This is a genomic window from Enterobacter sp. WI-ESBL-E8, from assembly GCF_053364895.1.
In genome coordinates, this window is record NZ_JBRWXJ010000001.1 from 954,203 (window position 1) to 974,612 (window position 20,410).

Consider the following 20,410-nt stretch of genomic DNA (forward strand, 5'->3'; position numbering starts at 1 on the left):
CCCGCCTGAGCGGGGTTTTTTGTTTAGCCTTTGATGGCTTTCAGCAGGTAATCAAGAATGTCGCCGGTCTTGATCATCTGTTTTTCGCCGCTGCGACGGTATTTGTATTCAATCTCATCGCTATCGAGGTTGCGGTCGCCGATAACGACGGTGTGTGGGATACCGATCAGTTCCATATCGGCAAACATCACGCCCGGACGCTCTTTACGATCGTCCATCAGCACTTCGATACCCTGCGCGCGCAGCTCGGCATACAGCTTCTCGGCCAGCTCCTGGACGCGGTAAGACTTGTGCATGTTCATTGGCAGGATCGCAACCTGGAACGGCGCGATATTGTCCGGCCAGACGATGCCGCGTTCGTCGTAGTTTTGCTCAATTGCTGCAGCCACCACGCGCGTCACCCCGATACCGTAGCAACCCATGGTCAGGATTTGGTTACGGCCATCTTCACCCTGAACTGCGGCGTTCAGCGCGCGAGAGTATTTATCACCCAGCTGGAAGATGTGACCCACTTCGATACCGCGCTTAATCATCAGGGTACCCTGGCCGTCCGGGCTTGGATCGCCTGCGACCACGTTACGGATGTCTGCCACCTCAGGAGTCGCTACGTCGCGATCCCAGTTAATGCCGAAGTAATGTTTACCGTCGATGTTTGCACCGGCGGAGAAGTCGCTCATTGCGGCAACCGTGCGGTCAATGACAACAGGAACCGGCATGTTCACCGGACCCAGCGAGCCTGGGCCTGCATTTACCACGGCGCGGATTTCCGCTTCCGTTGCGAACGTCAGCGGGCTGGCGACCTGCGGCAGCTTTTCTGCTTTCACTTCGTTCAGCTCGTGATCGCCACGCACCAGCAGGGCAACCAGCGGGTAAGCGCTACCTTCGGTAGATTTCACTAGCAGCGTTTTAACGGTTTTTTCGACAGGCAGGTTGAACTGCTCAACCAGCTCGGCGATGGTTTTCGCGTTTGGCGTATCAACCAGCGTCATCTCTTGCGTTGCCGCGCCGCGGGGTTCTTTTGGCGCCAGCGCTTCTGCAAATTCGATGTTAGCCGCGTAGTCAGAGGAGTCAGAGAAGATCACATCGTCTTCGCCGCTCTGTGCCAGCACCTGGAATTCATGGGACGCGCTACCGCCGATGGAGCCGGTATCAGCCTGCACAGCACGGAAATCCAGACCCATGCGGGAGAAGATTTTGCTGTATGCCTCGTACATTTTGTCGTAGGTCTCTTGCAGGGATTCCTGAGAGGTATGGAAAGAGTAAGCATCTTTCATCAGGAATTCGCGAGAGCGCATGACGCCGAAACGCGGGCGCACTTCGTCACGGAACTTGGTCTGGATCTGGAAGAAGTTCAGCGGCAGCTGTTTGTAAGAACTCAGCTCATTACGAATCAGGTCGGTAATGACTTCTTCATGCGTTGGGCCGAGAACGAACGGACGCTCGCCGCGATCGACGAAGCGTAGCAGTTCAGGACCATATTGCTCCCAGCGGCCACTCTCCTGCCACAGGTCAGCGGGCTGGACCACAGGCATGGACACCTCGATAGCACCGGCGTTGTTCATCTCTTCACGCACGATGTTTTCGACTTTTTTCAGGACGCGCACGCCGGTCGGCAGCCAGGTGTATAACCCGGAGGCCAGCTTGCGGATCATCCCGGCGCGCAGCATCAGCTGATGGCTGATCACTTCGGCGTCGGCAGGCGTCTCCTTCAGAGTGGAGAGCAAATATTGGCTAGTACGCATGTTGTTACGGTTCCATTTCGACGATTGGAACAGGCTGAAACACCAGCCTGACACAAAAAAAGTGGTTTAGTTTACCAGTGTGGCAAAGATGCCAAAAGAGAGGAGAACAAAATTACCTGGGTTCAAGGGCAAACACTTCAAAACCTGCCCCAGTGACGCGCCAGCGAACGTTAAAATCGAGCAGCCAGACGGCGTATGTTTTTCCTGCTTCCTCTTCTTTACGGTAGGCCGGACGGGGGTCCTGCGCCAGAACTTCGGTGATGAAGTTCCGCAAACGAGGGTAGCGTTTCTCGAGCAGGCTGAGCTGCGAGGCAATCTCAGGCGTAAAATAGACAGGCATGTCCGCCTGCGGTGCGTCCTGAGCGTAACTGGCGCGCGCGTCCGGGAGTGCTTCGGCGAAGGGCAAATAGGGTTTGATGTCGATAACCGGCGTGCCGTCGACCAGGTCCAGGCTACCTAACTCCAGTATCACCCGATCTTTCTGGCAACGTATCCCTTTCAGCTCAACCAGCGACATTCCAATCGGGTTTGGACGGAAGGTGGAGCGAGTCGCAAACACGCCCATTCTGGCATTTCCGCCAAGACGAGGAGGACGTACGGTAGGACGCCAGCCGCCTTCCATCGTCTGGTGAAACACGAACACTACCCACAAATGGCTGAAAGCCTCGAGCCCGCGTACTGCATCGGTCTGATTGTAAGGCGCTATCAGGTGAAGCTCACCGCTGCCGCTGGTGACAAGACCAGGCTGGCGAGGTACGGCGAACTTCTCTTTATAAGGAGAGTGGATAACGCCTATCTGCTCGAACTGAAATGCACTCATTTCGCCGTAATGTTCAGCGCCGAACCGATGCAAACCGCCTGACGGTAGCAGCCTGGCGTGCCGCTGGTGACTTCGCAGCTGTGCAGCAGGACCGCGTTGGCTTTCATTTTTGCGGCATTAATCTGCATACGTTTACGCGCTGTCGGGATATTGGGTGGTGAGTCCTGATTGGTCGCCTGACAGGAATCGCCACTCACTTCGCCCAGTTCACGGAACGGTTTGCCGACGAGTTCGTCCGCTTTCGTGATAATGCGAACCGGCGCAGAGCGCACCACTTTCGGTTTTGCAGGCTCTGTTTTTGGCGGGGTTGCCGTGCTTTGAACAGGTTCAACGGGAGATCTGCTTAGCATAGAACAGCCGCTCAGCATGAGTGCTAAAAGACAGATCGGTAAAGCACGCATAATATTTCCTCAATGGATAATCAAAACGTCAGATATTGAATCAGTTGACTGCACAAATGACAAGACGGGCATAAGCCCGTCTTGATGATATTACACTGAGGTGAGATTACCAGCCTTTAACAGCGCCGCCGTTAAACACTTTGTTGGCTTCCTGGTAAACTTCGTCAGACTGGTAGGCCTGCACGAATTTCTTCACGTTTTCCGCGTCTTTGTTGTCTTCGCGAGTCACGATCAGGTTAACGTACGGGGAGTCTTTATCTTCAACGAAGATACCATCTTTGGCTGGCGTCAGGCCAATTTGGCTGGCGTAAGTGGTGTTGATAACGGCCAGGGCAATCTGTGCATCGTCCAGGGAACGCGGTAGCTGTGGTGCTTCCAGTTCAACAATTTTCAGATTTTTCGGGTTCTCGGTGACGTCCAGAACGGTTGGCAGCAGGCCAACACCGTCTTTCAGTTTGATCAGACCCACTTTCTGCAGCAGCAGCAGGGAACGACCGAGGTTGGTTGGGTCGTTAGGCACGGCAACCTGAGAGCCCGGCTGCAGCTCGCCCAGTGATTTAATTTTCTTAGAGTAACCGGCAATCGGATAAACGAAGGTGTTACCCACGCCAACCAGCTTATAGCCGCGATCTTTGATCTGCTGATCCAGGTAAGGTTTATGCTGGAAAGCGTTAGCGTCGATATCGCCTTTGCTCAGTGCTTCGTTCGGCAGAACGTAATCGTTGAAGGTCACCAGCTCAACGTCCAGGCCATACTTCTCTTTTGCCACTTTCTGAGCGACTTCAGCAACCTGTTGTTCTGCACCCACGATAACGCCCACTTTAATGTGGTTTGGATCTTTTTCGTCCTGACCGCAACCCACCAGTGCCAGAGAGCCGATCAGCGCGCCTACTGCTGCAAAGGTCTTTAATTTAAACGCCATGTTTTATCCTTAACTCGTAGAGTTTGTGTTGTGTGTAACGTTATTTGTGAGTAACAGCCCGGACGATGCGATCGCCAGAGAACTGGATTAAGTAAACCAGAACAACCAGCAATACCAGAACGGTATTCATCACGGTAGCGTTATATCCAATATAGCCGTACTGGTAACCAATCTGACCTAAACCGCCGGCACCAACGGCACCGCCCATCGCGGAATATCCCACCAGGGTGATAAGCGTAATGGTTGCCGCGTTCACAAGGCCCGGCAGTGCTTCAGGCAGCAGAACTTTACGCACGATCTGCATCGGCGTTGCGCCCATTGCGCGGGAGGCTTCAATCAGACCTGTCGGGATTTCCAGCAGGGCATTTTCCACCATACGGGCGATAAACGGCGCGGCGCCTACGGTCAGCGGAACGATAGCCGCCTGCAGTCCAATTGACGTTCCGACGATGACGCGGGTAAAAGGAATCATCCACACCAGCAGAATAATGAACGGGATAGAACGGAAGATATTCACCAGCGCAGAAAGCGTACGGTACAGCTTCGCGTTCTCAATGATTTGACCCGGACGCGTCACGTACAGCAAGACGCCGACCGGCAGGCCAATCACAAAACCAAAGAAACCAGAGACAAAGGTCATTGCCAGCGTTTCCCAAACGCCGCGAACCAGCAGCCACATCATCGGCTCAGACATAACCCAGTACCTCTACTTTTACGTGATGTTCTTGCAGCCAGGCAATGGCTGCCTGGGTTTCTTCTTGTGTGCCGTGCATTTCCGTCAGCATGATGCCGAACTTCACGCCGCCGGCGTAATCCATCTGCGCGCTGATGATGTTGTTGTTTACGTTAAAGCGGCGCGCGGTCTCGGAAAGCAGGGGAGCATCAACGGACTGACCGGTAAACTCCATGCGCAGCATCGGGACGCTGTCTGCCGTTGGTTCGGTTTTCAGACGTTCCAGATAATCTTCCGGAATGTCCAGATGCAGCGTGGACTGAATGAACTGCTGCGCCAGTGGGGTTTTCGGATGCGAGAACACTTCACTTACCGTGTCCTGCTCAATCAGTTCACCGTTGCTGATGACCGCCACGCAGTCGCAGATGCGTTTCACCACATCCATCTCGTGCGTAATAAGGAGGATCGTCAGGCCCAGACGACGGTTAATGTCTTTCAGCAGTTCCAGAATAGAACGCGTGGTGGCCGGGTCTAACGCGCTGGTGGCTTCATCGCACAGCAGTACCTTAGGATTGCTTGCCAGCGCGCGGGCAATGGCCACACGCTGTTTTTGCCCACCGGACAGATTTGCCGGGTAGCTATCATGCTTGTCGCCCAGACCAACCAGGTCGAGCAGTTCGGTAACGCGACGCTTCACTTCTTCTTTCGGCGTGTTATCCAGCTCAAGCGGCAGGGCAACGTTGCCGAACACGGTGCGGGATGCCAGCAGGTTAAAGTGCTGGAAGATCATGCCAATCTGACGACGCGCTTTGGTGAGTTCTTTCTCTGAAAGGGCGGTAAGTTCTTGTCCGCCAACTTCTACGCTGCCCTGGGTTGGGCGCTCAAGCAGGTTAACACAACGGATCAGCGTGCTTTTACCTGCACCCGATGCGCCAATGACGCCATAAATTTGACCAGCAGGTACATGCAGGCTGACGTTGTTCAGCGCCTGAATGGTTCGGTTCCCCTGCTGGAACACTTTGGTGATATTGGAAAGTTTAATCATTAGATTATTTTTATCGTATGTAAGTTAGCCGTGGCATTTTCTTCTGCCAGATACGGGTGATGACCGTAAACAAAACGGATGTTAAGGCATCCAGACGTCTAAATCAATCCAACTCTGTACGATGAGCACTTTATTGCGCTGCGATTCATGAGATACTAGTCGAACATGCCTTTTTCAGGAGCAAACCGGTGGCAAAATCAGTACCCGCAATTTTTCTCGATCGTGACGGCACTATTAATGTGGATCACGGTTATGTCCATGAGATTGATGAGTTCGAGTTTATCGAAGGCGCAATAGATGCCATGCGCCAGCTGAAAGAGATGGGGTATGCGCTGGTGGTTGTGACGAACCAGTCCGGTATTGCACGCGGTAAATTCACCGAAGCGCAGTTCGAAACGCTGACGGAATGGATGGACTGGTCGCTGGCCGACCGCGGTGTGGATCTCGATGGTATCTATTATTGTCCGCACCACCCACAGGGAACAGTAGAAGAGTATCGTCAGACCTGTGATTGCCGTAAGCCGCATCCGGGGATGTTCATCTCAGCGCAGGAGTTCCTGCATATTGATATGGCTGCCTCTTATATGGTGGGCGATAAACTGGAAGATATGCAGGCAGCAGCGGCAGCGGGTGTAGGAACTAAAATATTAGTTCGTACCGGCAAGCCAGTGACGCCGGAAGCAGAAAATGCAGCGGATTGGGTGATTAATAGTCTGGCCGAACTGCCAAAAGAGATTAAAAAGCACCAAAAATAGCCTTTTTGGCGAAAAGGTGAGCGGTTGAAATAAAAATGCATTTTTCCGCTTGTCATTCCTCAGCGGCTCCCTATAATGCGCCTCCATCGACACGGCGGATGTGAATCACTTCACATAACAAGCTGTTCGGTTGAAGAGAAAAAATCCTGAAATAACGGGTTGACTCTGAAAGAGGAAGGCGTAATATACGCCACCTCGCAACGGTGAGCTGAAAGCCGCGTTGCAACTGCTCTTTAACAATTTATCAGACAATCTGTGTGGGCACTCAAAGTGACATGGATTCTTAATGTCTTCGGACAATAAATGAATACCAAGTCTCTGAGTGAACATACGTAATTCATTACGAAGTTTAATTCACGAGCATCAAACTTAAATTGAAGAGTTTGATCATGGCTCAGATTGAACGCTGGCGGCAGGCCTAACACATGCAAGTCGAGCGGTAACACAGGGAGCTTGCTCCTGGGTGACGAGCGGCGGACGGGTGAGTAATGTCTGGGAAACTGCCTGATGGAGGGGGATAACTACTGGAAACGGTAGCTAATACCGCATAACGTCGCAAGACCAAAGAGGGGGACCTTCGGGCCTCTTGCCATCAGATGTGCCCAGATGGGATTAGCTAGTAGGTGGGGTAACGGCTCACCTAGGCGACGATCCCTAGCTGGTCTGAGAGGATGACCAGCCACACTGGAACTGAGACACGGTCCAGACTCCTACGGGAGGCAGCAGTGGGGAATATTGCACAATGGGCGCAAGCCTGATGCAGCCATGCCGCGTGTATGAAGAAGGCCTTCGGGTTGTAAAGTACTTTCAGCGGGGAGGAAGGCGATAAGGTTAATAACCTTGTCGATTGACGTTACCCGCAGAAGAAGCACCGGCTAACTCCGTGCCAGCAGCCGCGGTAATACGGAGGGTGCAAGCGTTAATCGGAATTACTGGGCGTAAAGCGCACGCAGGCGGTCTGTCAAGTCGGATGTGAAATCCCCGGGCTCAACCTGGGAACTGCATTCGAAACTGGCAGGCTAGAGTCTTGTAGAGGGGGGTAGAATTCCAGGTGTAGCGGTGAAATGCGTAGAGATCTGGAGGAATACCGGTGGCGAAGGCGGCCCCCTGGACAAAGACTGACGCTCAGGTGCGAAAGCGTGGGGAGCAAACAGGATTAGATACCCTGGTAGTCCACGCCGTAAACGATGTCGACTTGGAGGTTGTGCCCTTGAGGCGTGGCTTCCGGAGCTAACGCGTTAAGTCGACCGCCTGGGGAGTACGGCCGCAAGGTTAAAACTCAAATGAATTGACGGGGGCCCGCACAAGCGGTGGAGCATGTGGTTTAATTCGATGCAACGCGAAGAACCTTACCTACTCTTGACATCCAGAGAACTTTCCAGAGATGGATTGGTGCCTTCGGGAACTCTGAGACAGGTGCTGCATGGCTGTCGTCAGCTCGTGTTGTGAAATGTTGGGTTAAGTCCCGCAACGAGCGCAACCCTTATCCTTTGTTGCCAGCGGTCCGGCCGGGAACTCAAAGGAGACTGCCAGTGATAAACTGGAGGAAGGTGGGGATGACGTCAAGTCATCATGGCCCTTACGAGTAGGGCTACACACGTGCTACAATGGCGCATACAAAGAGAAGCGACCTCGCGAGAGCAAGCGGACCTCATAAAGTGCGTCGTAGTCCGGATTGGAGTCTGCAACTCGACTCCATGAAGTCGGAATCGCTAGTAATCGTAGATCAGAATGCTACGGTGAATACGTTCCCGGGCCTTGTACACACCGCCCGTCACACCATGGGAGTGGGTTGCAAAAGAAGTAGGTAGCTTAACCTTCGGGAGGGCGCTTACCACTTTGTGATTCATGACTGGGGTGAAGTCGTAACAAGGTAACCGTAGGGGAACCTGCGGTTGGATCACCTCCTTACCTTAAAGAACCTGCCTTTGTAGTGCTCACACAGATTGTCTGATGAAAAACAGCAGTAAAAATCTCTGCAGGCTTGTAGCTCAGGTGGTTAGAGCGCACCCCTGATAAGGGTGAGGTCGGTGGTTCAAGTCCACTCAGGCCTACCAAACTCCTTTTAAAGGATGAGCGGTACAGAGATTGCAAAACGATGGGGCTATAGCTCAGCTGGGAGAGCGCCTGCTTTGCACGCAGGAGGTCTGCGGTTCGATCCCGCATAGCTCCACCATCTTTTACTGCGAACACAAGAAAACTTCAGAGTGAACCTGAAAAGGTGCACTGCGAAGTTTTGCTCTTTAAAAATCTGGATCAAGCTGAAAATTGAAACGACACATCTTTAATGGTGTGTTCGAGTCTCTCAAATTTTCGCAATTTGATGATGAATCGAAAGAAACATCTTCGGGTTGTGAGGTTAAGCGACTAAGCGTACACGGTGGATGCCCTGGCAGTCAGAGGCGATGAAGGACGTGCTAATCTGCGAAAAGCGCCGGCGAGGTGATATGAACCTTTGACCCGGCGATGTCCGAATGGGGAAACCCAGTGCAATTCGTTGCACTATCGTTAACTGAATACATAGGTTAACGAGGCGAACCGGGGGAACTGAAACATCTAAGTACCCCGAGGAAAAGAAATCAACCGAGATTCCCCCAGTAGCGGCGAGCGAACGGGGAGCAGCCCAGAGTCTGAATCAGCTTGTGTGTTAGTGGAACGGTCTGGAAAGTCCGGCGATACAGGGTGACAGCCCCGTACACGAAAGCACACAGGCTGTGAACTCGAAGAGTAGGGCGGGACACGTGGTATCCTGTCTGAATATGGGGGGACCATCCTCCAAGGCTAAATACTCCTGACTGACCGATAGTGAACCAGTACCGTGAGGGAAAGGCGAAAAGAACCCCGGCGAGGGGAGTGAAAAAGAACCTGAAACCGTGTACGTACAAGCAGTGGGAGCACCTTCGTGGTGTGACTGCGTACCTTTTGTATAATGGGTCAGCGACTTATATTCTGTAGCAAGGTTAACCGTATAGGGGAGCCGAAGGGAAACCGAGTCTTAACTGGGCGTTAAGTTGCAGGGTATAGACCCGAAACCCGGTGATCTAGCCATGGGCAGGTTGAAGGTTGGGTAACACTAACTGGAGGACCGAACCGACTAATGTTGAAAAATTAGCGGATGACTTGTGGCTGGGGGTGAAAGGCCAATCAAACCGGGAGATAGCTGGTTCTCCCCGAAAGCTATTTAGGTAGCGCCTCGTGAACTCATCTTCGGGGGTAGAGCACTGTTTCGGCTAGGGGGCCATCCCGGCTTACCAACCCGATGCAAACTACGAATACCGAAGAATGTTATCACGGGAGACACACGGCGGGTGCTAACGTCCGTCGTGAAGAGGGAAACAACCCAGACCGCCAGCTAAGGTCCCAAAGTCATGGTTAAGTGGGAAACGATGTGGGAAGGCACAGACAGCCAGGATGTTGGCTTAGAAGCAGCCATCATTTAAAGAAAGCGTAATAGCTCACTGGTCGAGTCGGCCTGCGCGGAAGATGTAACGGGGCTAAACCATGCACCGAAGCTGCGGCAGCGACACTATGTGTTGTTGGGTAGGGGAGCGTTCTGTAAGCCGTTGAAGGTGTGCTGTGAGGCATGCTGGAGGTATCAGAAGTGCGAATGCTGACATAAGTAACGATAAAGCGGGTGAAAAGCCCGCTCGCCGGAAGACCAAGGGTTCCTGTCCAACGTTAATCGGGGCAGGGTGAGTCGACCCCTAAGGCGAGGCCGAAAGGCGTAGTCGATGGGAAACAGGTTAATATTCCTGTACTTGGTGTTACTGCGAAGGGGGGACGGAGAAGGCTATGTTAGCCGGGCGACGGTTGTCCCGGTTTAAGCATGTAGGCGGAGGTTCCAGGTAAATCCGGTACCTTTTTAACGCTGAGGTGTGATGACGAGGCACTACGGTGCTGAAGTAACAAATGCCCTGCTTCCAGGAAAAGCCTCTAAGCATCAGGTAACATCAAATCGTACCCCAAACCGACACAGGTGGTCAGGTAGAGAATACCAAGGCGCTTGAGAGAACTCGGGTGAAGGAACTAGGCAAAATGGTGCCGTAACTTCGGGAGAAGGCACGCTGATATGTAGGTGAAGCCCCTGCGGGTGGAGCTGAAATCAGTCGAAGATACCAGCTGGCTGCAACTGTTTATTAAAAACACAGCACTGTGCAAACACGAAAGTGGACGTATACGGTGTGACGCCTGCCCGGTGCCGGAAGGTTAATTGATGGGGTTAGCGGCAACGCGAAGCTCTTGATCGAAGCCCCGGTAAACGGCGGCCGTAACTATAACGGTCCTAAGGTAGCGAAATTCCTTGTCGGGTAAGTTCCGACCTGCACGAATGGCGTAATGATGGCCAGGCTGTCTCCACCCGAGACTCAGTGAAATTGAACTCGCTGTGAAGATGCAGTGTACCCGCGGCAAGACGGAAAGACCCCGTGAACCTTTACTATAGCTTGACACTGAACACTGGTCCTTGATGTGTAGGATAGGTGGGAGGCTTTGAAGCGTGGACGCCAGTCTGCGTGGAGCCGCCCTTGAAATACCACCCTTTAATGGCTGGTGTTCTAACGTAGACCCGTGATCCGGGTTGCGGACAGTGTCTGGTGGGTAGTTTGACTGGGGCGGTCTCCTCCCAAAGAGTAACGGAGGAGCACGAAGGTTAGCTAATCCTGGTCGGACATCAGGAGGTTAGTGCAATGGCATAAGCTAGCTTGACTGCGAGAGTGACGGCTCGAGCAGGTGCGAAAGCAGGTCATAGTGATCCGGTGGTTCTGAATGGAAGGGCCATCGCTCAACGGATAAAAGGTACTCCGGGGATAACAGGCTGATACCGCCCAAGAGTTCATATCGACGGCGGTGTTTGGCACCTCGATGTCGGCTCATCACATCCTGGGGCTGAAGTAGGTCCCAAGGGTATGGCTGTTCGCCATTTAAAGTGGTACGCGAGCTGGGTTTAGAACGTCGTGAGACAGTTCGGTCCCTATCTGCCGTGGGCGCTGGAGAATTGAGGGGGGCTGCTCCTAGTACGAGAGGACCGGAGTGGACGCATCACTGGTGTTCGGGTTGTCATGCCAATGGCACTGCCCGGTAGCTAAATGCGGAAAAGATAAGTGCTGAAAGCATCTAAGCACGAAACTTGCCCCGAGATGAGTTCTCCCTGACTCCTTGAGAGTCCTGAAGGAACGTTGAAGACTACGACGTTGATAGGTCGGGTGTGTAAGCGCAGCGATGCGTTGAGCTAACCGATACTAATGAACCGTGAGGCTTAACCTTACAACGCCGAAGGTGTTTTGGCGGATGAGACACGATATTTTCAGCCTGATACAGATTTAACAGAATTTGCCTGGCGGCTTTAGCGCGGTGGTCCCACCTGACCCCATGCCGAACTCAGAAGTGAAACGCCGTAGCGCCGATGGTAGTGTGGGGTCTCCCCATGTGAGAGTAGGGAACTGCCAGGCATCAAATTAAGTAGTAAGCCGGTGCATAAATCCGGTGGTTACAAGCAGTCTTCGGTGGAGCGGTAGTTCAGTCGGTTAGAATACCTGCCTGTCACGCAGGGGGTCGCGGGTTCGAGTCCCGTCCGTTCCGCCACTTATTAAAAGCCCTGAGTTAACGCTCAGGGCTTTTTTCTTATCTGTTGCCTCATTATTGCTAAATCAGCAAAAATCCTCTGCGTTTTACGATCTTTTTCTTCATAACCGCTGCAGCGATAATTCTCCTCAGTTAACAAACATTATGAATAACGAGGATTATATGACTCTCCCTGCATTTGGTCTGGGCACATTCCGCCTGAAAGACGACGTTGTGATCGCATCGGTTAAAACCGCACTTGAACTGGGCTATCGCGCAGTTGATACGGCACAGATCTATGAAAATGAAGCTGCCGTTGGACAAGCTCTCCAAGAGAGCGGTGTGCCGCGTAATGAGCTGTTCATCACTACAAAGATCTGGATTGAAAACCTCAGCAAAGACAAGCTGATCCCGAGCCTGAAAGAGAGCCTGAAGAAATTGCGCACCGACTATGTGGATCTGACGCTGATTCACTGGCCATCACCGAACGATGCCGTTTCTGTGGAAGAATTCATGCAGGCCCTTCTGGAAGCAAAAGCTCAGGGCTTGACCCGTGAAATTGGTATCTCCAACTTCACCATTCCGCTGATGGAAAAAGCCATTGCCGCTGTAGGTGCAGAAAATATTGCGACCAACCAGATTGAACTGTCTCCTTACCTGCAGAACCGCAAAGTCGTGGATTGGGCAAAACAGCACGGTATCCACATCACCTCATACATGACGCTGGCCTATGGTAAAGCGCTGAAAGATGAAGTGATTACGCGTATCGCTGAGAAACACAATGCGACTGCCGCGCAGGTCATTCTGGCATGGGCGATGGGTGAAGGTTATGCCGTGATCCCATCTTCCACTAAACGTGAAAACCTGGCCAGCAACCTGTTAGCAACGGATCTTCAGCTGGATGCTGACGATAAAAAAGCGATCGCAGCCCTGGAGTGCAACGATCGTCTGGTTAGCCCGGAAGGCTTAGCGCCTGACTGGGATTGATATTAACCCCCCTCTGTACTCTAAACCCTCACACAGCTCCTTCGGGAGCTGTTTTTATATGCTCGCTCAGGAAGTCAATAAAGGCCCTGATGCGCGTGCTTACCGCTCTGTCACTGTAATACACTGCGCTAAAAGGCATCTCTACCGGTAGACGCTTATCGGCCATTATCTCCACGAGCTCACCGCGCGCAATTTCTTTATCAATCATGTAATCCGACAAACAGGCGATGCCATTCCCGGTGAGGCACAGCTGTTTTAGCGTTTCCCCGCTGTTCGACGATAACCCGCAAGTAATTTCATGCAGCTGGCCATCATGACAGGCGACAGGCCAGGTGTTCAGCGACACAGGCTCCGTAAAGCCCAGGCACAGGTGCTGCTTCAATTCTTCAACCGTCTCCGGTTTGCCATGTTCGGCAATATAGTCTGGTGATGCGATAATTTTGCGGTAGCTGGCAAACAGAGGGCGGGCACGCAGGCTTGAGTCTGTCAGGGTTCCCGCGCGGATGGCCACATCCACTTTTCGCTCGATGAGGTTGATAAACGTCTCTGAGGAGACCAGAGAGAGCGTCATCTCCGGATAACGTTCGCGGAAAGGCTTGATCAACGGCATCAGAAAGTGAAGCACAACCGGCGTGGCCGCATCAATGCGCAGCAACCCACGCGGGGTGCTGCGGGTCTCCATAATCTCCGTCTCCGCTGCGGCCATCTCCTGCAGTACCGACTGCACGCGGCGGAAATAACGCTCTCCTTCTTCCGTCAGGCTCAGCTGCCGCGTCGTTCGGTTGAGCAGACTTACCCCCAGCTTCATCTCCAGTTTTTTTACCGAGCGGCTAATGGCGGAGTTGGCCTGCCCCAGCTGTTCGGCGGCCCGGCTAAAACTGCCGCTTTCGACGACGGCGACAAAGATTGTCAGCTCTTCAGACGTTGCTTTCATTGTTGCACCACCTGCAAAATTCAATTGATATTTTGACCATTTTTGTTATTTAAGCACTGGCGCATACTGCCTGTCATCTTAATCCTGATGATACGGAGTATTTTATGCCACTGGCGCTACTTGCCCTGACGATCAGTGCCTTTGCAATTGGCACGACCGAATTTGTTATCGTAGGACTGGTTCCTACCATTGCTAACCAGCTTGCGATCTCGCTGCCCTCAGCTGGGCTGCTGGTATCTATCTACGCCCTGGGCGTCGCCGTTGGTGCCCCGGTCCTGACGGCGCTGACCGGGCGCTTCCCACGTAAGCAGCTGTTAGTCGCGCTGATGGTGCTGTTCACTGCCGGCAACATTCTGGCCTGGAAGGCGCCGGACTACACCACTCTGGTGATTGCCCGTCTGTTGACCGGCCTTGCACACGGTGTGTTCTTCTCGATTGGCTCCACCATTGCAACCAGCCTGGTACCCAAAGAGAAAGCGGCTTCAGCCATTGCGATCATGTTTGGTGGGTTGACCGTTGCACTTGTCACGGGCGTACCGTTGGGCACGTTTATCGGACAGCACTTCGGCTGGCGTGAAACTTTCCTGGCCGTCTCCTTACTGGGTGTCATCGCCCTGGTGACCAGCCTGCTGCTGGTACCGTCAAATATTCCTGGCCGGGCGAGCGCCAGCCTGCGCGATCAGCTGAAGGTGCTCACGCATCCGCGTTTGCTGATCATCTACGCGGTTACGGCCCTGGGCTATGGTGGGGTATTCACCGCCTTCACTTTCCTGGCACCGATGATGCAGGACCTGGCAGGTTTCTCACCCAACGCCGTGAGCTGGATTTTGCTGGGATATGGTATTTCCGTTGCCATTGGCAATATCTGGGGCGGCAAGCTTGCTGATAAGCACGGTGCGGTACCGGCGCTGAAGTTCATCTTCGCCGCCCTGGTTGTTCTGCTGATGATTTTCCAGTTCACGGCTTCGATGCACTACGCCGCGCTGGCCACGGTACTGGTCATGGGGATCTTTGCCTTTGGTAATGTTCCCGGACTTCAGGTTTATGTTGTCCAGAAAGCCGAGCTCTATACGCCAAATGCGGTGGATGTGGCATCGGGTCTGAACATTGCCGCATTTAATATTGGCATCGCGCTGGGTTCCATCATAGGCGGGCAAACCGTAGCGCATGTTGGATTAACCCAGACACCGTGGATTGGTGCGGTGATTGTCCTGGTGGCCTTCCTGCTGATTGGCCTGAGTGGACGACTGGATAAACCTGCTCGCGTAGCGCTGGGATAACATCAGTAAGCGCTTGCTTACAAAACTGGAAAGCGGTTTCTCAGAAATTGCGTTGAAAGTGTGACCTAAAGTCCCTATAACATTAGAACCAGTCCGTTTTCCGGGCTGGTTCATGTTACAGAGGCTGTTTCCAAAAGTGCGAAAAAATACCTATGCCATGCGTTATGTTGCCGGAATGCCCGCGGAGAGGATCTTGCCTCCGGGGTCGTTTGCGAGCATAAGCCAGGCATTACCCGCCGGCACTCCGTTAAGCAGCGATGAAAAAATTCGCGTGCTGGTGTGGAATATCTTTAAGCAGCAGCGTGCAGAGTGGTTATCGGTACTCAAGAACTTTGGAAAAGATGCCCACCTGGTTCTGCTCCAGGAGGCGCAAACCACTCCTGAACTGGTGCGGTTTGCGACCACCAACTACCTTGCCGCCGACCAGGTGCCTGCATTTGTTCTGCCTCAACATCCTTCAGGCGTGATGACGCTTTCGGCAGCACATCCCGTCTATTGCTGTCCGCTGCGCGAACGCGAGCCTATCCTGCGCCTGGCGAAATCGGCGCTGGTGACGGTCTACCCGCTGCCGGATACCCGGATGCTGATGGTCGTGAATATCCACGCGGTAAATTTCAGCCTGGGTGTGGATGTGTATAGTAAGCAATTACTTCCCATTGGCGATCAGATTGCGCATCACAGCGGGCCCATCATTATGGCCGGCGATTTCAATGCCTGGAGCCGTCCGCGCATGAATGCGCTGTACCGCTTTGCGCGCGAAATGTCCCTGCGTGAAGTTCGTTTTAACGATGACCAGCGCAAAAAAGCCTTTGGTCGTCCTCTCGATTTTGTCTTCTATCGTGGTTTGAGCGTGCACGACGCTTCTGTTCTGGTGACGCGCGCCTCTGATCACAATCCTCTACTAGTTGAATTCAGTCCCGGCAAACCTGATAAATAATGGTGTGTCAGGTCTGCCGTGGGGCAGGCCTGCGCGGGTACTGCCCTTTATTTTAAACTCACAAAGGACAGTACGATGACAACAACACACTCTCATCATGACAACGTAGAAAAACAGTTTGGTTCTCAGGCAAATGCCTATCTGAGCAGCGCCGTACACGCTTCAGGCCGCGACCTGGTCCGTCTCGGTGAACGCCTGGCGGCATTCCCGCAGGCGCACGTGCTGGATTTAGGCTGTGGAGCCGGGCATGCCAGCTTTACGGCTGCGCAGCAGGTGGCGCAGGTTACCGCGTATGATTTATCCAGCCAGATGCTGGAGGTAGTTGCTGAAGCGGCGAAAGCGAAAGGGCTGGACAACATTAATACGCGCCAGGGCTATGCCGAATCCTTACCTTTTGATGACGCGTCGTTTGAGGTGGCGATCAGCCGTTATTCCGCGCACCACTGGCATGATGTCGGCCAGGCATTACGTGAGGTCAAACGCGTCCTGAAGCCGGGTGGCATCTTCATCATGATGGATGTGATGTCGCCCGGGCATCCGGTGCGCAATATCTGGCTGCAGACGGTGGAAGCGCTGCGCGACACCTCGCATGTGCAAAACTACTCCAGCGGTGAGTGGTTTTCATTTATCACTGACGCGGGGCTGATTGCGCGCGCGTTGATTACCGACCGCTTACCGCTGGAGTTCAGCTCGTGGATCGCGCGTATGCGCACCCCGGAAGCATTGAGCCAGGCAATCAGGCTGTATCAGGAGAGTGCGTCTGCAGAGGTGAAGGCGTACTTTGAACTGCAGGACGATGGCTCTTTTACCAGCGATACCATCATGGCTGAAGCGCAAAAAGCGGGATAAACAAAAAAGGCACCGAGGGGAATCGGTGCCTTTTTATCTTTCGATCGTGTTATCAGGAGTCTGGCGTAGCGTTGTTCTTCACAAACAGCGTCAGCTGGTCGCCTGGTTTCAGATTGTCAGTATCATTGTTCCAGCGCATCACATCTTTGATGTTCACGCCGTGTCGTTTTGCGATACTGGACAGTGAATCGCCCTTGCGCACGCGATAGGTAATGCTATCGCTGTTGCTGGCGAGACGCTGTGCGCTGCTACCTGCACCCACCGTCAGCGTTTGACCAACTTTCAGGCCTGAACTGCGCAGATTATTCCACTGCTGCAGATCTTTTGCCGTCACGCCAAGACGTGTTGCAATGCCAGAAAGCGTGTCACCTGAACGAACCTTATAGCTGCGGCTGTTGACTGATGATGCATCCGCGATCAGCGTTGACTGAACGGCGGCGATTTCACCAGAAGCCAAAGACTCACGTAACTGCTCGGCATGTTTCTGCGGAACCATTACATACTGCGGACCACTTGCCCCCAGAGTTGAGCCTTTAACGCCAGCATTAAAGGTTTTCAATTTACTTACCGACATACCCGTCATATCAGCGACCTGTTGAATATCAACCGGACTGCTGAGGCGAACGCGCGCCAGTGCACGACTTTCGTCTGGTGTTGGCAGTTGTACACCGTAACGCTTGCTGTTCTTGAGAATATCGCTCAATGCCAGCATTTTCGGTACGTAAATCTTTGTTTCCTGTGGCAGTGAGAGCGACCAAAAATCGGTGGATTTACCCCGTGCTTTATTCGCTTTCATTGCCTTCAGTACACGACCTTCGCCACTATTGTACGCTGCGACCGTTAACAGCCAGTCGCCGTCAAACATCTTATTCAGACGTTGCATCATGTCGAGAGCGGCTGTCGTTGAAGCGACAACATCGCGACGCGCATCATAGTTGCGGGTCTGTTTCAGACCATAGTTTCGCCCGGTGCTCGGAATGATCTGCCAAATGCCTGCGGCATTGGCGCCAGACGTCGCGTGTGGGTCAAAAGCGCTCTCCACTATGGGTAGGAGTACCAGCTCCATAGGCATGTTACGTTTCTTAACTTGCCCGGCTATCCAGTACATATACGGCTCTGCCCGTAACGTTACATCGTGGAGATAGCTCTTATTTCTTAAATACTTCTGTTTCTGTTCGCGAATCCGGGTATTTTCCGGAATTCCCATCTTTAGCTCGTCGCCAATAGAGGCCCACAAGTCTTGTTCCTGCGCGAAAGATGTCCCATCGTCCAACCATCGCGCCTGACTTGTAAACTTCCCTGCTTCCCCTTGACCAGCTGCAGAAAGGCTCTGTGCGTGCTGTTGTACGTTGCTGCCGTTCTGCGACTGGCAACCTACAAGCAGGACAGAGGCGAGTAATATCGCTTTTGCCTTCATGTGTGTGTCAATAGTTGCTTAAAAGACGAGCGATGATAACGGCGAAATTTTGAAAAGGCAACCCGCAATTATCTGAAGTTATCTTTCTTTGACCTTAACCATGCAAATCGCTGTTCTGGTTGTTGCAAATTTGTTTCTTGGTTAATTTTGTTAATTAAATCAATATGATCTGTTCGTAAAAATAAATTAATTTGGCGCTCATTTTTCAGAATTACGGGGAGTGTTTTTTGGTTTTTTGCACGTAACTCCTTCACTTTGTGATAATAATCCTGAATCGCCCGATCCTCCGGTAAGAGGCTCACGGAAAACTTCATATTCCCTAATGTGTACTCATGGGCGCAACAAATGAGCGTCTCATCGGGCAGCGCATTAATCTTCTGTAAAGACTGGTACATTTGCTCAGGCGTGCCTTCAAACAATCTTCCGCAGCCCCCTGAGAACAGCGTGTCGCCGCAAAAAAGATAAGGTTTACTGTAGAAACACAGATGTCCTAAAGTGTGACCCGGTGTAGCAAATACGGAAAACTCCCACTCGCGTATGAGGATATTTTCGCCTTCTTCGACTACTTGTGTTGTTCCCTTATCTTGTGTCTCTGCCGGTCCATAAACCACAAGATGCGGAAAGTGGGCGCGCAGATCGGGCACACCGCCAGTATGATCGTGATGATGGTGGGTCAACAGAATGGCTTCAGGCTTCCAGCCATTTTCCTTGATGGCATGCAAAACGGGGGTGGATTCTCCGGGGTCAACAATGACGCATCGACGATCGTCGTCAACCAAAACCCAGATGTAATTGTCCTCAAAAGCAGGAATACTGATAAGATTCATACATTACCTCTTATAGCGTGGCGGGTGTGTTGATGAAACCGGCAAGGATACCTCAGACTGTCGCAGCACCGGAACGTTGGGCGGAATTGCCCTGGGGTGAATACTATCGCGAGGCGTTAGAACAACAGCTAAAGCCCTGGCTCGCGAAAATGTATGGCTTTCACCTGCTTAAGATTGGCAATCTCAGCGCGGAAATCAATACCGAAAGCTGCGCTATCTCGCATCAGGTCAATGTCTCTCTCGGCGGATCGCCGGTACAGGTGAAAGCAGACCCTTTACATCTGCCGTTTGCGGAAAAGTCCGTTGACGCGTGTTTGCTCGCACACACGTTACCCTGGTGCAGCGACCCGCACCGTCTGCTTCGCGAAGCCGATCGCGTGCTGATTGATGACGGCTGGCTGGTACTGAGCGGATTCAATCCGCTCAGCCTGATGGGCCTGCGTAAGCTGGTACCAGTGCTGCGTCGGACTCCGCCCTACAACAGCCGGATGTTCACCATGATGCGCCAGCTCGACTGGCTTTCACTCCTGAACTTTGAAGTGCTCTGCTACGGGGGTTTTCAGGTGCTGCCCTGGTCGCGGAAGGGGGGCGTCGTGCTGAGCACCCATCTGCCCGCATTGGGCTGTTTGCAGTTTATCGTCGCGCGTAAGCGAACCATTCCCCTTACGCTTAATCCGATGAAACAGAGCAAGTCGAAAACGCCCATCCGCCAGACCGTGGGTGCCACGCGGCAATACAAAAAAACCGATTAGGCGTCGGGCTGATAGCCCGCATCCTCATGAGCGGGATTGGATGCCGCAGCGCGCGCCAGTTCATCGCAGCGTTCGTTTTCCGGATGGCCAGCGTGGCCTTTTACCCATTCCCACTTAATCTGGTGTTGTCCCAGCGCAGCATCAAGACGTTTCCAGAGGTCGACATTCTTGACAGGCTTCTTGTCGGCGGTCTTCCAGCCGCGTTTTTTCCAGTTGTGGATCCACTGGGTGATTCCCTGGCGCACGTACTGGCTGTCGGTGCTTAACACCACGTCACAATGTTCTTTTAACGCCTCCAGCGCCACAATGGCCGCCATCAACTCCATCCGGTTGTTGGTGGTCAGAAAATAGCCTTCGCTAAAGGTTTTTTCGTGCTGGCGATAGCGCATAATCGCACCGTAGCCGCCGGGGCCCGGGTTACCGAGACAAGATCCATCGGTGAAAATTTCTACCTGTTTACGCATCTCTGGTAGACTTCCTGTATTCGAAACGTTCAGTTAAACGATAAGT

At 52.9% G+C, this 20,410-nt stretch carries 16 protein-coding genes, 3 tRNA genes and 3 rRNA genes; 12 read left to right on the forward strand and 10 right to left on the reverse strand.

Annotated elements, in window-relative coordinates; translation table 11 throughout:
• Nucleotides 1–23 precede the first annotated feature (23 nt).
• The 6 genes from proS to metN form a co-directional block, all read right to left on the reverse strand.
• On the reverse strand, nt 24–1,742 hold the full coding sequence (proS, locus tag ACWHWP_RS04525) for a proline--tRNA ligase (protein ID WP_047346428.1): 1,719 nt from the start codon (nt 1,740–1,742) through the stop codon (nt 24–26).
• Nucleotides 1,743–1,854: 112 nt separating this feature from the next.
• Nucleotides 1,855–2,562, reverse strand: coding sequence for a tRNA (N6-threonylcarbamoyladenosine(37)-N6)-methyltransferase TrmO (gene tsaA / locus ACWHWP_RS04530; RefSeq protein WP_447855137.1), 708 nt, complete (start codon nt 2,560–2,562; stop codon nt 1,855–1,857).
• Complete coding sequence (gene rcsF, locus ACWHWP_RS04535; RefSeq protein WP_059311916.1) at nt 2,559–2,963, reverse strand: Rcs stress response system protein RcsF; 405 nt, start codon at nt 2,961–2,963, stop codon at nt 2,559–2,561. The genes tsaA and rcsF overlap by 4 nt, the downstream gene beginning before the upstream one ends.
• Before the next feature lie 106 nt (nt 2,964–3,069).
• Complete coding sequence (metQ, locus tag ACWHWP_RS04540; protein ID WP_063957503.1) at nt 3,070–3,885, reverse strand: methionine ABC transporter substrate-binding lipoprotein MetQ; 816 nt, start codon at nt 3,883–3,885, stop codon at nt 3,070–3,072.
• Nucleotides 3,886–3,925: 40 nt separating this feature from the next.
• The gene (locus ACWHWP_RS04545; protein ID WP_003856130.1) at nt 3,926–4,579 is read right to left on the reverse strand and encodes a methionine ABC transporter permease MetI; all 654 of its coding nucleotides are present in this window, start codon (nt 4,577–4,579) and stop codon (nt 3,926–3,928) included.
• Nucleotides 4,572–5,603 carry a methionine ABC transporter ATP-binding protein MetN gene (gene metN / locus ACWHWP_RS04550; protein WP_023334590.1) on the reverse strand — a complete coding sequence of 344 codons (1,032 nt, stop codon included), beginning with the start codon at nt 5,601–5,603 and terminating at the stop codon, nt 4,572–4,574. Before metN ends, ACWHWP_RS04545 begins: the two co-directional genes overlap by 8 nt.
• Before the next feature lie 188 nt (nt 5,604–5,791).
• On the opposite strand from metN, the gene gmhB reads away from it, so the two are divergent.
• From gmhB to dkgB, 8 genes are all read left to right on the forward strand, one after another.
• Nucleotides 5,792–6,358: a D-glycero-beta-D-manno-heptose 1,7-bisphosphate 7-phosphatase gene (gene gmhB, locus ACWHWP_RS04555; protein ID WP_059311915.1), complete on the forward strand. Its 567-nt coding sequence runs from the start codon at nt 5,792–5,794 to the stop codon at nt 6,356–6,358.
• A gap of 371 nt (nt 6,359–6,729) precedes the next feature.
• A 16S ribosomal RNA gene (locus ACWHWP_RS04560) occupies nt 6,730–8,269 on the forward strand.
• Between the two features lie 69 nt (nt 8,270–8,338).
• Nucleotides 8,339–8,415, forward strand: a tRNA-Ile gene (locus ACWHWP_RS04565).
• 43 nt (nt 8,416–8,458) lie between these two features.
• Nucleotides 8,459–8,534 (forward strand) — tRNA-Ala (locus ACWHWP_RS04570).
• 181 nt (nt 8,535–8,715) lie between these two features.
• A 23S ribosomal RNA gene (locus ACWHWP_RS04575) occupies nt 8,716–11,620 on the forward strand.
• A 69-nt stretch (nt 11,621–11,689) separates the two neighbouring features.
• Nucleotides 11,690–11,805, forward strand: a 5S ribosomal RNA gene (gene rrf, locus ACWHWP_RS04580).
• Together the 16S, 23S and 5S rRNA genes with 3 tRNA genes alongside form the textbook arrangement of a ribosomal RNA operon.
• Before the next feature lie 56 nt (nt 11,806–11,861).
• Nucleotides 11,862–11,938 (forward strand) — tRNA-Asp (locus ACWHWP_RS04585).
• A 162-nt stretch (nt 11,939–12,100) separates the two neighbouring features.
• Nucleotides 12,101–12,904 carry a 2,5-didehydrogluconate reductase DkgB gene (gene dkgB, locus ACWHWP_RS04590; protein WP_063955153.1) on the forward strand — a complete coding sequence of 268 codons (804 nt, stop codon included), beginning with the start codon at nt 12,101–12,103 and terminating at the stop codon, nt 12,902–12,904.
• 28 nt (nt 12,905–12,932) lie between these two features.
• Here the strand turns inward: dkgB and yafC are convergent, their stop codons facing one another.
• The gene (gene yafC / locus ACWHWP_RS04595; protein ID WP_059310450.1) at nt 12,933–13,838 is read right to left on the reverse strand and encodes a DNA-binding transcriptional regulator YafC; all 906 of its coding nucleotides are present in this window, start codon (nt 13,836–13,838) and stop codon (nt 12,933–12,935) included.
• Between the two features lie 104 nt (nt 13,839–13,942).
• Between yafC and ACWHWP_RS04600 the strand changes: the two genes are divergently transcribed.
• The 3 genes from ACWHWP_RS04600 (at nt 13,943) to ACWHWP_RS04610 (ending at nt 16,904) form a co-directional block, all read left to right on the forward strand.
• On the forward strand, nt 13,943–15,118 hold the full coding sequence (locus ACWHWP_RS04600) for an MFS transporter (protein ID WP_447855139.1): 1,176 nt from the start codon (nt 13,943–13,945) through the stop codon (nt 15,116–15,118).
• 136 nt (nt 15,119–15,254) lie between these two features.
• Nucleotides 15,255–16,055: an endonuclease/exonuclease/phosphatase family protein gene (locus tag ACWHWP_RS04605; protein ID WP_047347395.1), complete on the forward strand. Its 801-nt coding sequence runs from the start codon at nt 15,255–15,257 to the stop codon at nt 16,053–16,055.
• Between the two features lie 75 nt (nt 16,056–16,130).
• The gene (locus ACWHWP_RS04610; protein WP_447855140.1) at nt 16,131–16,904 is read left to right on the forward strand and encodes a class I SAM-dependent methyltransferase; all 774 of its coding nucleotides are present in this window, start codon (nt 16,131–16,133) and stop codon (nt 16,902–16,904) included.
• A 52-nt stretch (nt 16,905–16,956) separates the two neighbouring features.
• On the opposite strand, the gene mltD is transcribed toward ACWHWP_RS04610, so the two are convergent.
• Together mltD and gloB are read right to left on the reverse strand one after the other, a co-directional pair.
• Nucleotides 16,957–18,321, reverse strand: a complete 1,365-nt coding sequence (gene mltD / locus ACWHWP_RS04615) for a murein transglycosylase D (RefSeq protein WP_059310452.1) — start codon at nt 18,319–18,321, stop codon at nt 16,957–16,959.
• Between the two features lie 68 nt (nt 18,322–18,389).
• Nucleotides 18,390–19,148 (reverse strand): hydroxyacylglutathione hydrolase, encoded by a 759-nt coding sequence (gene gloB, locus ACWHWP_RS04620; RefSeq protein ID WP_063955155.1) that lies wholly within the window; start codon nt 19,146–19,148, stop codon nt 18,390–18,392.
• A 32-nt stretch (nt 19,149–19,180) separates the two neighbouring features.
• Between gloB and ACWHWP_RS04625 the strand changes: the two genes are divergently transcribed.
• Entirely contained in the window at nt 19,181–19,900 is a 720-nt protein-coding gene (locus tag ACWHWP_RS04625; protein WP_059310522.1) for a class I SAM-dependent methyltransferase, read from the forward strand.
• Here ACWHWP_RS04625 and rnhA read toward each other — a convergent pair.
• On the reverse strand, nt 19,897–20,364 hold the full coding sequence (rnhA, locus tag ACWHWP_RS04630) for a ribonuclease HI (RefSeq protein WP_023310485.1): 468 nt from the start codon (nt 20,362–20,364) through the stop codon (nt 19,897–19,899). The genes ACWHWP_RS04625 and rnhA overlap by 4 nt on opposite strands.
• Nucleotides 20,365–20,410 lie beyond the last annotated feature (46 nt).

Bases quoted from the DNA above. Each gene is read 5' to 3' on its own strand.
- rnhA (WP_023310485.1), bottom strand. From the start codon at position 20,364: ATGCGTAAACAGGTAGAAATTTTCACCGATGGATCTTGTCTCGGTAAC.
- metN (WP_023334590.1), bottom strand. From the start codon at position 5,603: ATGATTAAACTTTCCAATATCACCAAAGTGTTCCAGCAGGGGAACCGA.
- ACWHWP_RS04600 (WP_447855139.1), top strand. From the start codon at position 13,943: ATGCCACTGGCGCTACTTGCCCTGACGATCAGTGCCTTTGCAATTGGC.
- tsaA (WP_447855137.1), bottom strand. From the start codon at position 2,562: ATGAGTGCATTTCAGTTCGAGCAGATAGGCGTTATCCACTCTCCTTAT.
- mltD (WP_059310452.1), bottom strand. From the start codon at position 18,321: ATGAAGGCAAAAGCGATATTACTCGCCTCTGTCCTGCTTGTAGGTTGC.
- rcsF (WP_059311916.1), bottom strand. From the start codon at position 2,963: ATGCGTGCTTTACCGATCTGTCTTTTAGCACTCATGCTGAGCGGCTGT.
- gloB (WP_063955155.1), bottom strand. From the start codon at position 19,148: ATGAATCTTATCAGTATTCCTGCTTTTGAGGACAATTACATCTGGGTT.
- dkgB (WP_063955153.1), top strand. From the start codon at position 12,101: ATGACTCTCCCTGCATTTGGTCTGGGCACATTCCGCCTGAAAGACGAC.
- ACWHWP_RS04625 (WP_059310522.1), top strand. From the start codon at position 19,181: ATGAAACCGGCAAGGATACCTCAGACTGTCGCAGCACCGGAACGTTGG.
- ACWHWP_RS04545 (WP_003856130.1), bottom strand. From the start codon at position 4,579: ATGTCTGAGCCGATGATGTGGCTGCTGGTTCGCGGCGTTTGGGAAACG.
- proS (WP_047346428.1), bottom strand. From the start codon at position 1,742: ATGCGTACTAGCCAATATTTGCTCTCCACTCTGAAGGAGACGCCTGCC.
- yafC (WP_059310450.1), bottom strand. From the start codon at position 13,838: ATGAAAGCAACGTCTGAAGAGCTGACAATCTTTGTCGCCGTCGTCGAA.
- metQ (WP_063957503.1), bottom strand. From the start codon at position 3,885: ATGGCGTTTAAATTAAAGACCTTTGCAGCAGTAGGCGCGCTGATCGGC.
- ACWHWP_RS04610 (WP_447855140.1), top strand. From the start codon at position 16,131: ATGACAACAACACACTCTCATCATGACAACGTAGAAAAACAGTTTGGT.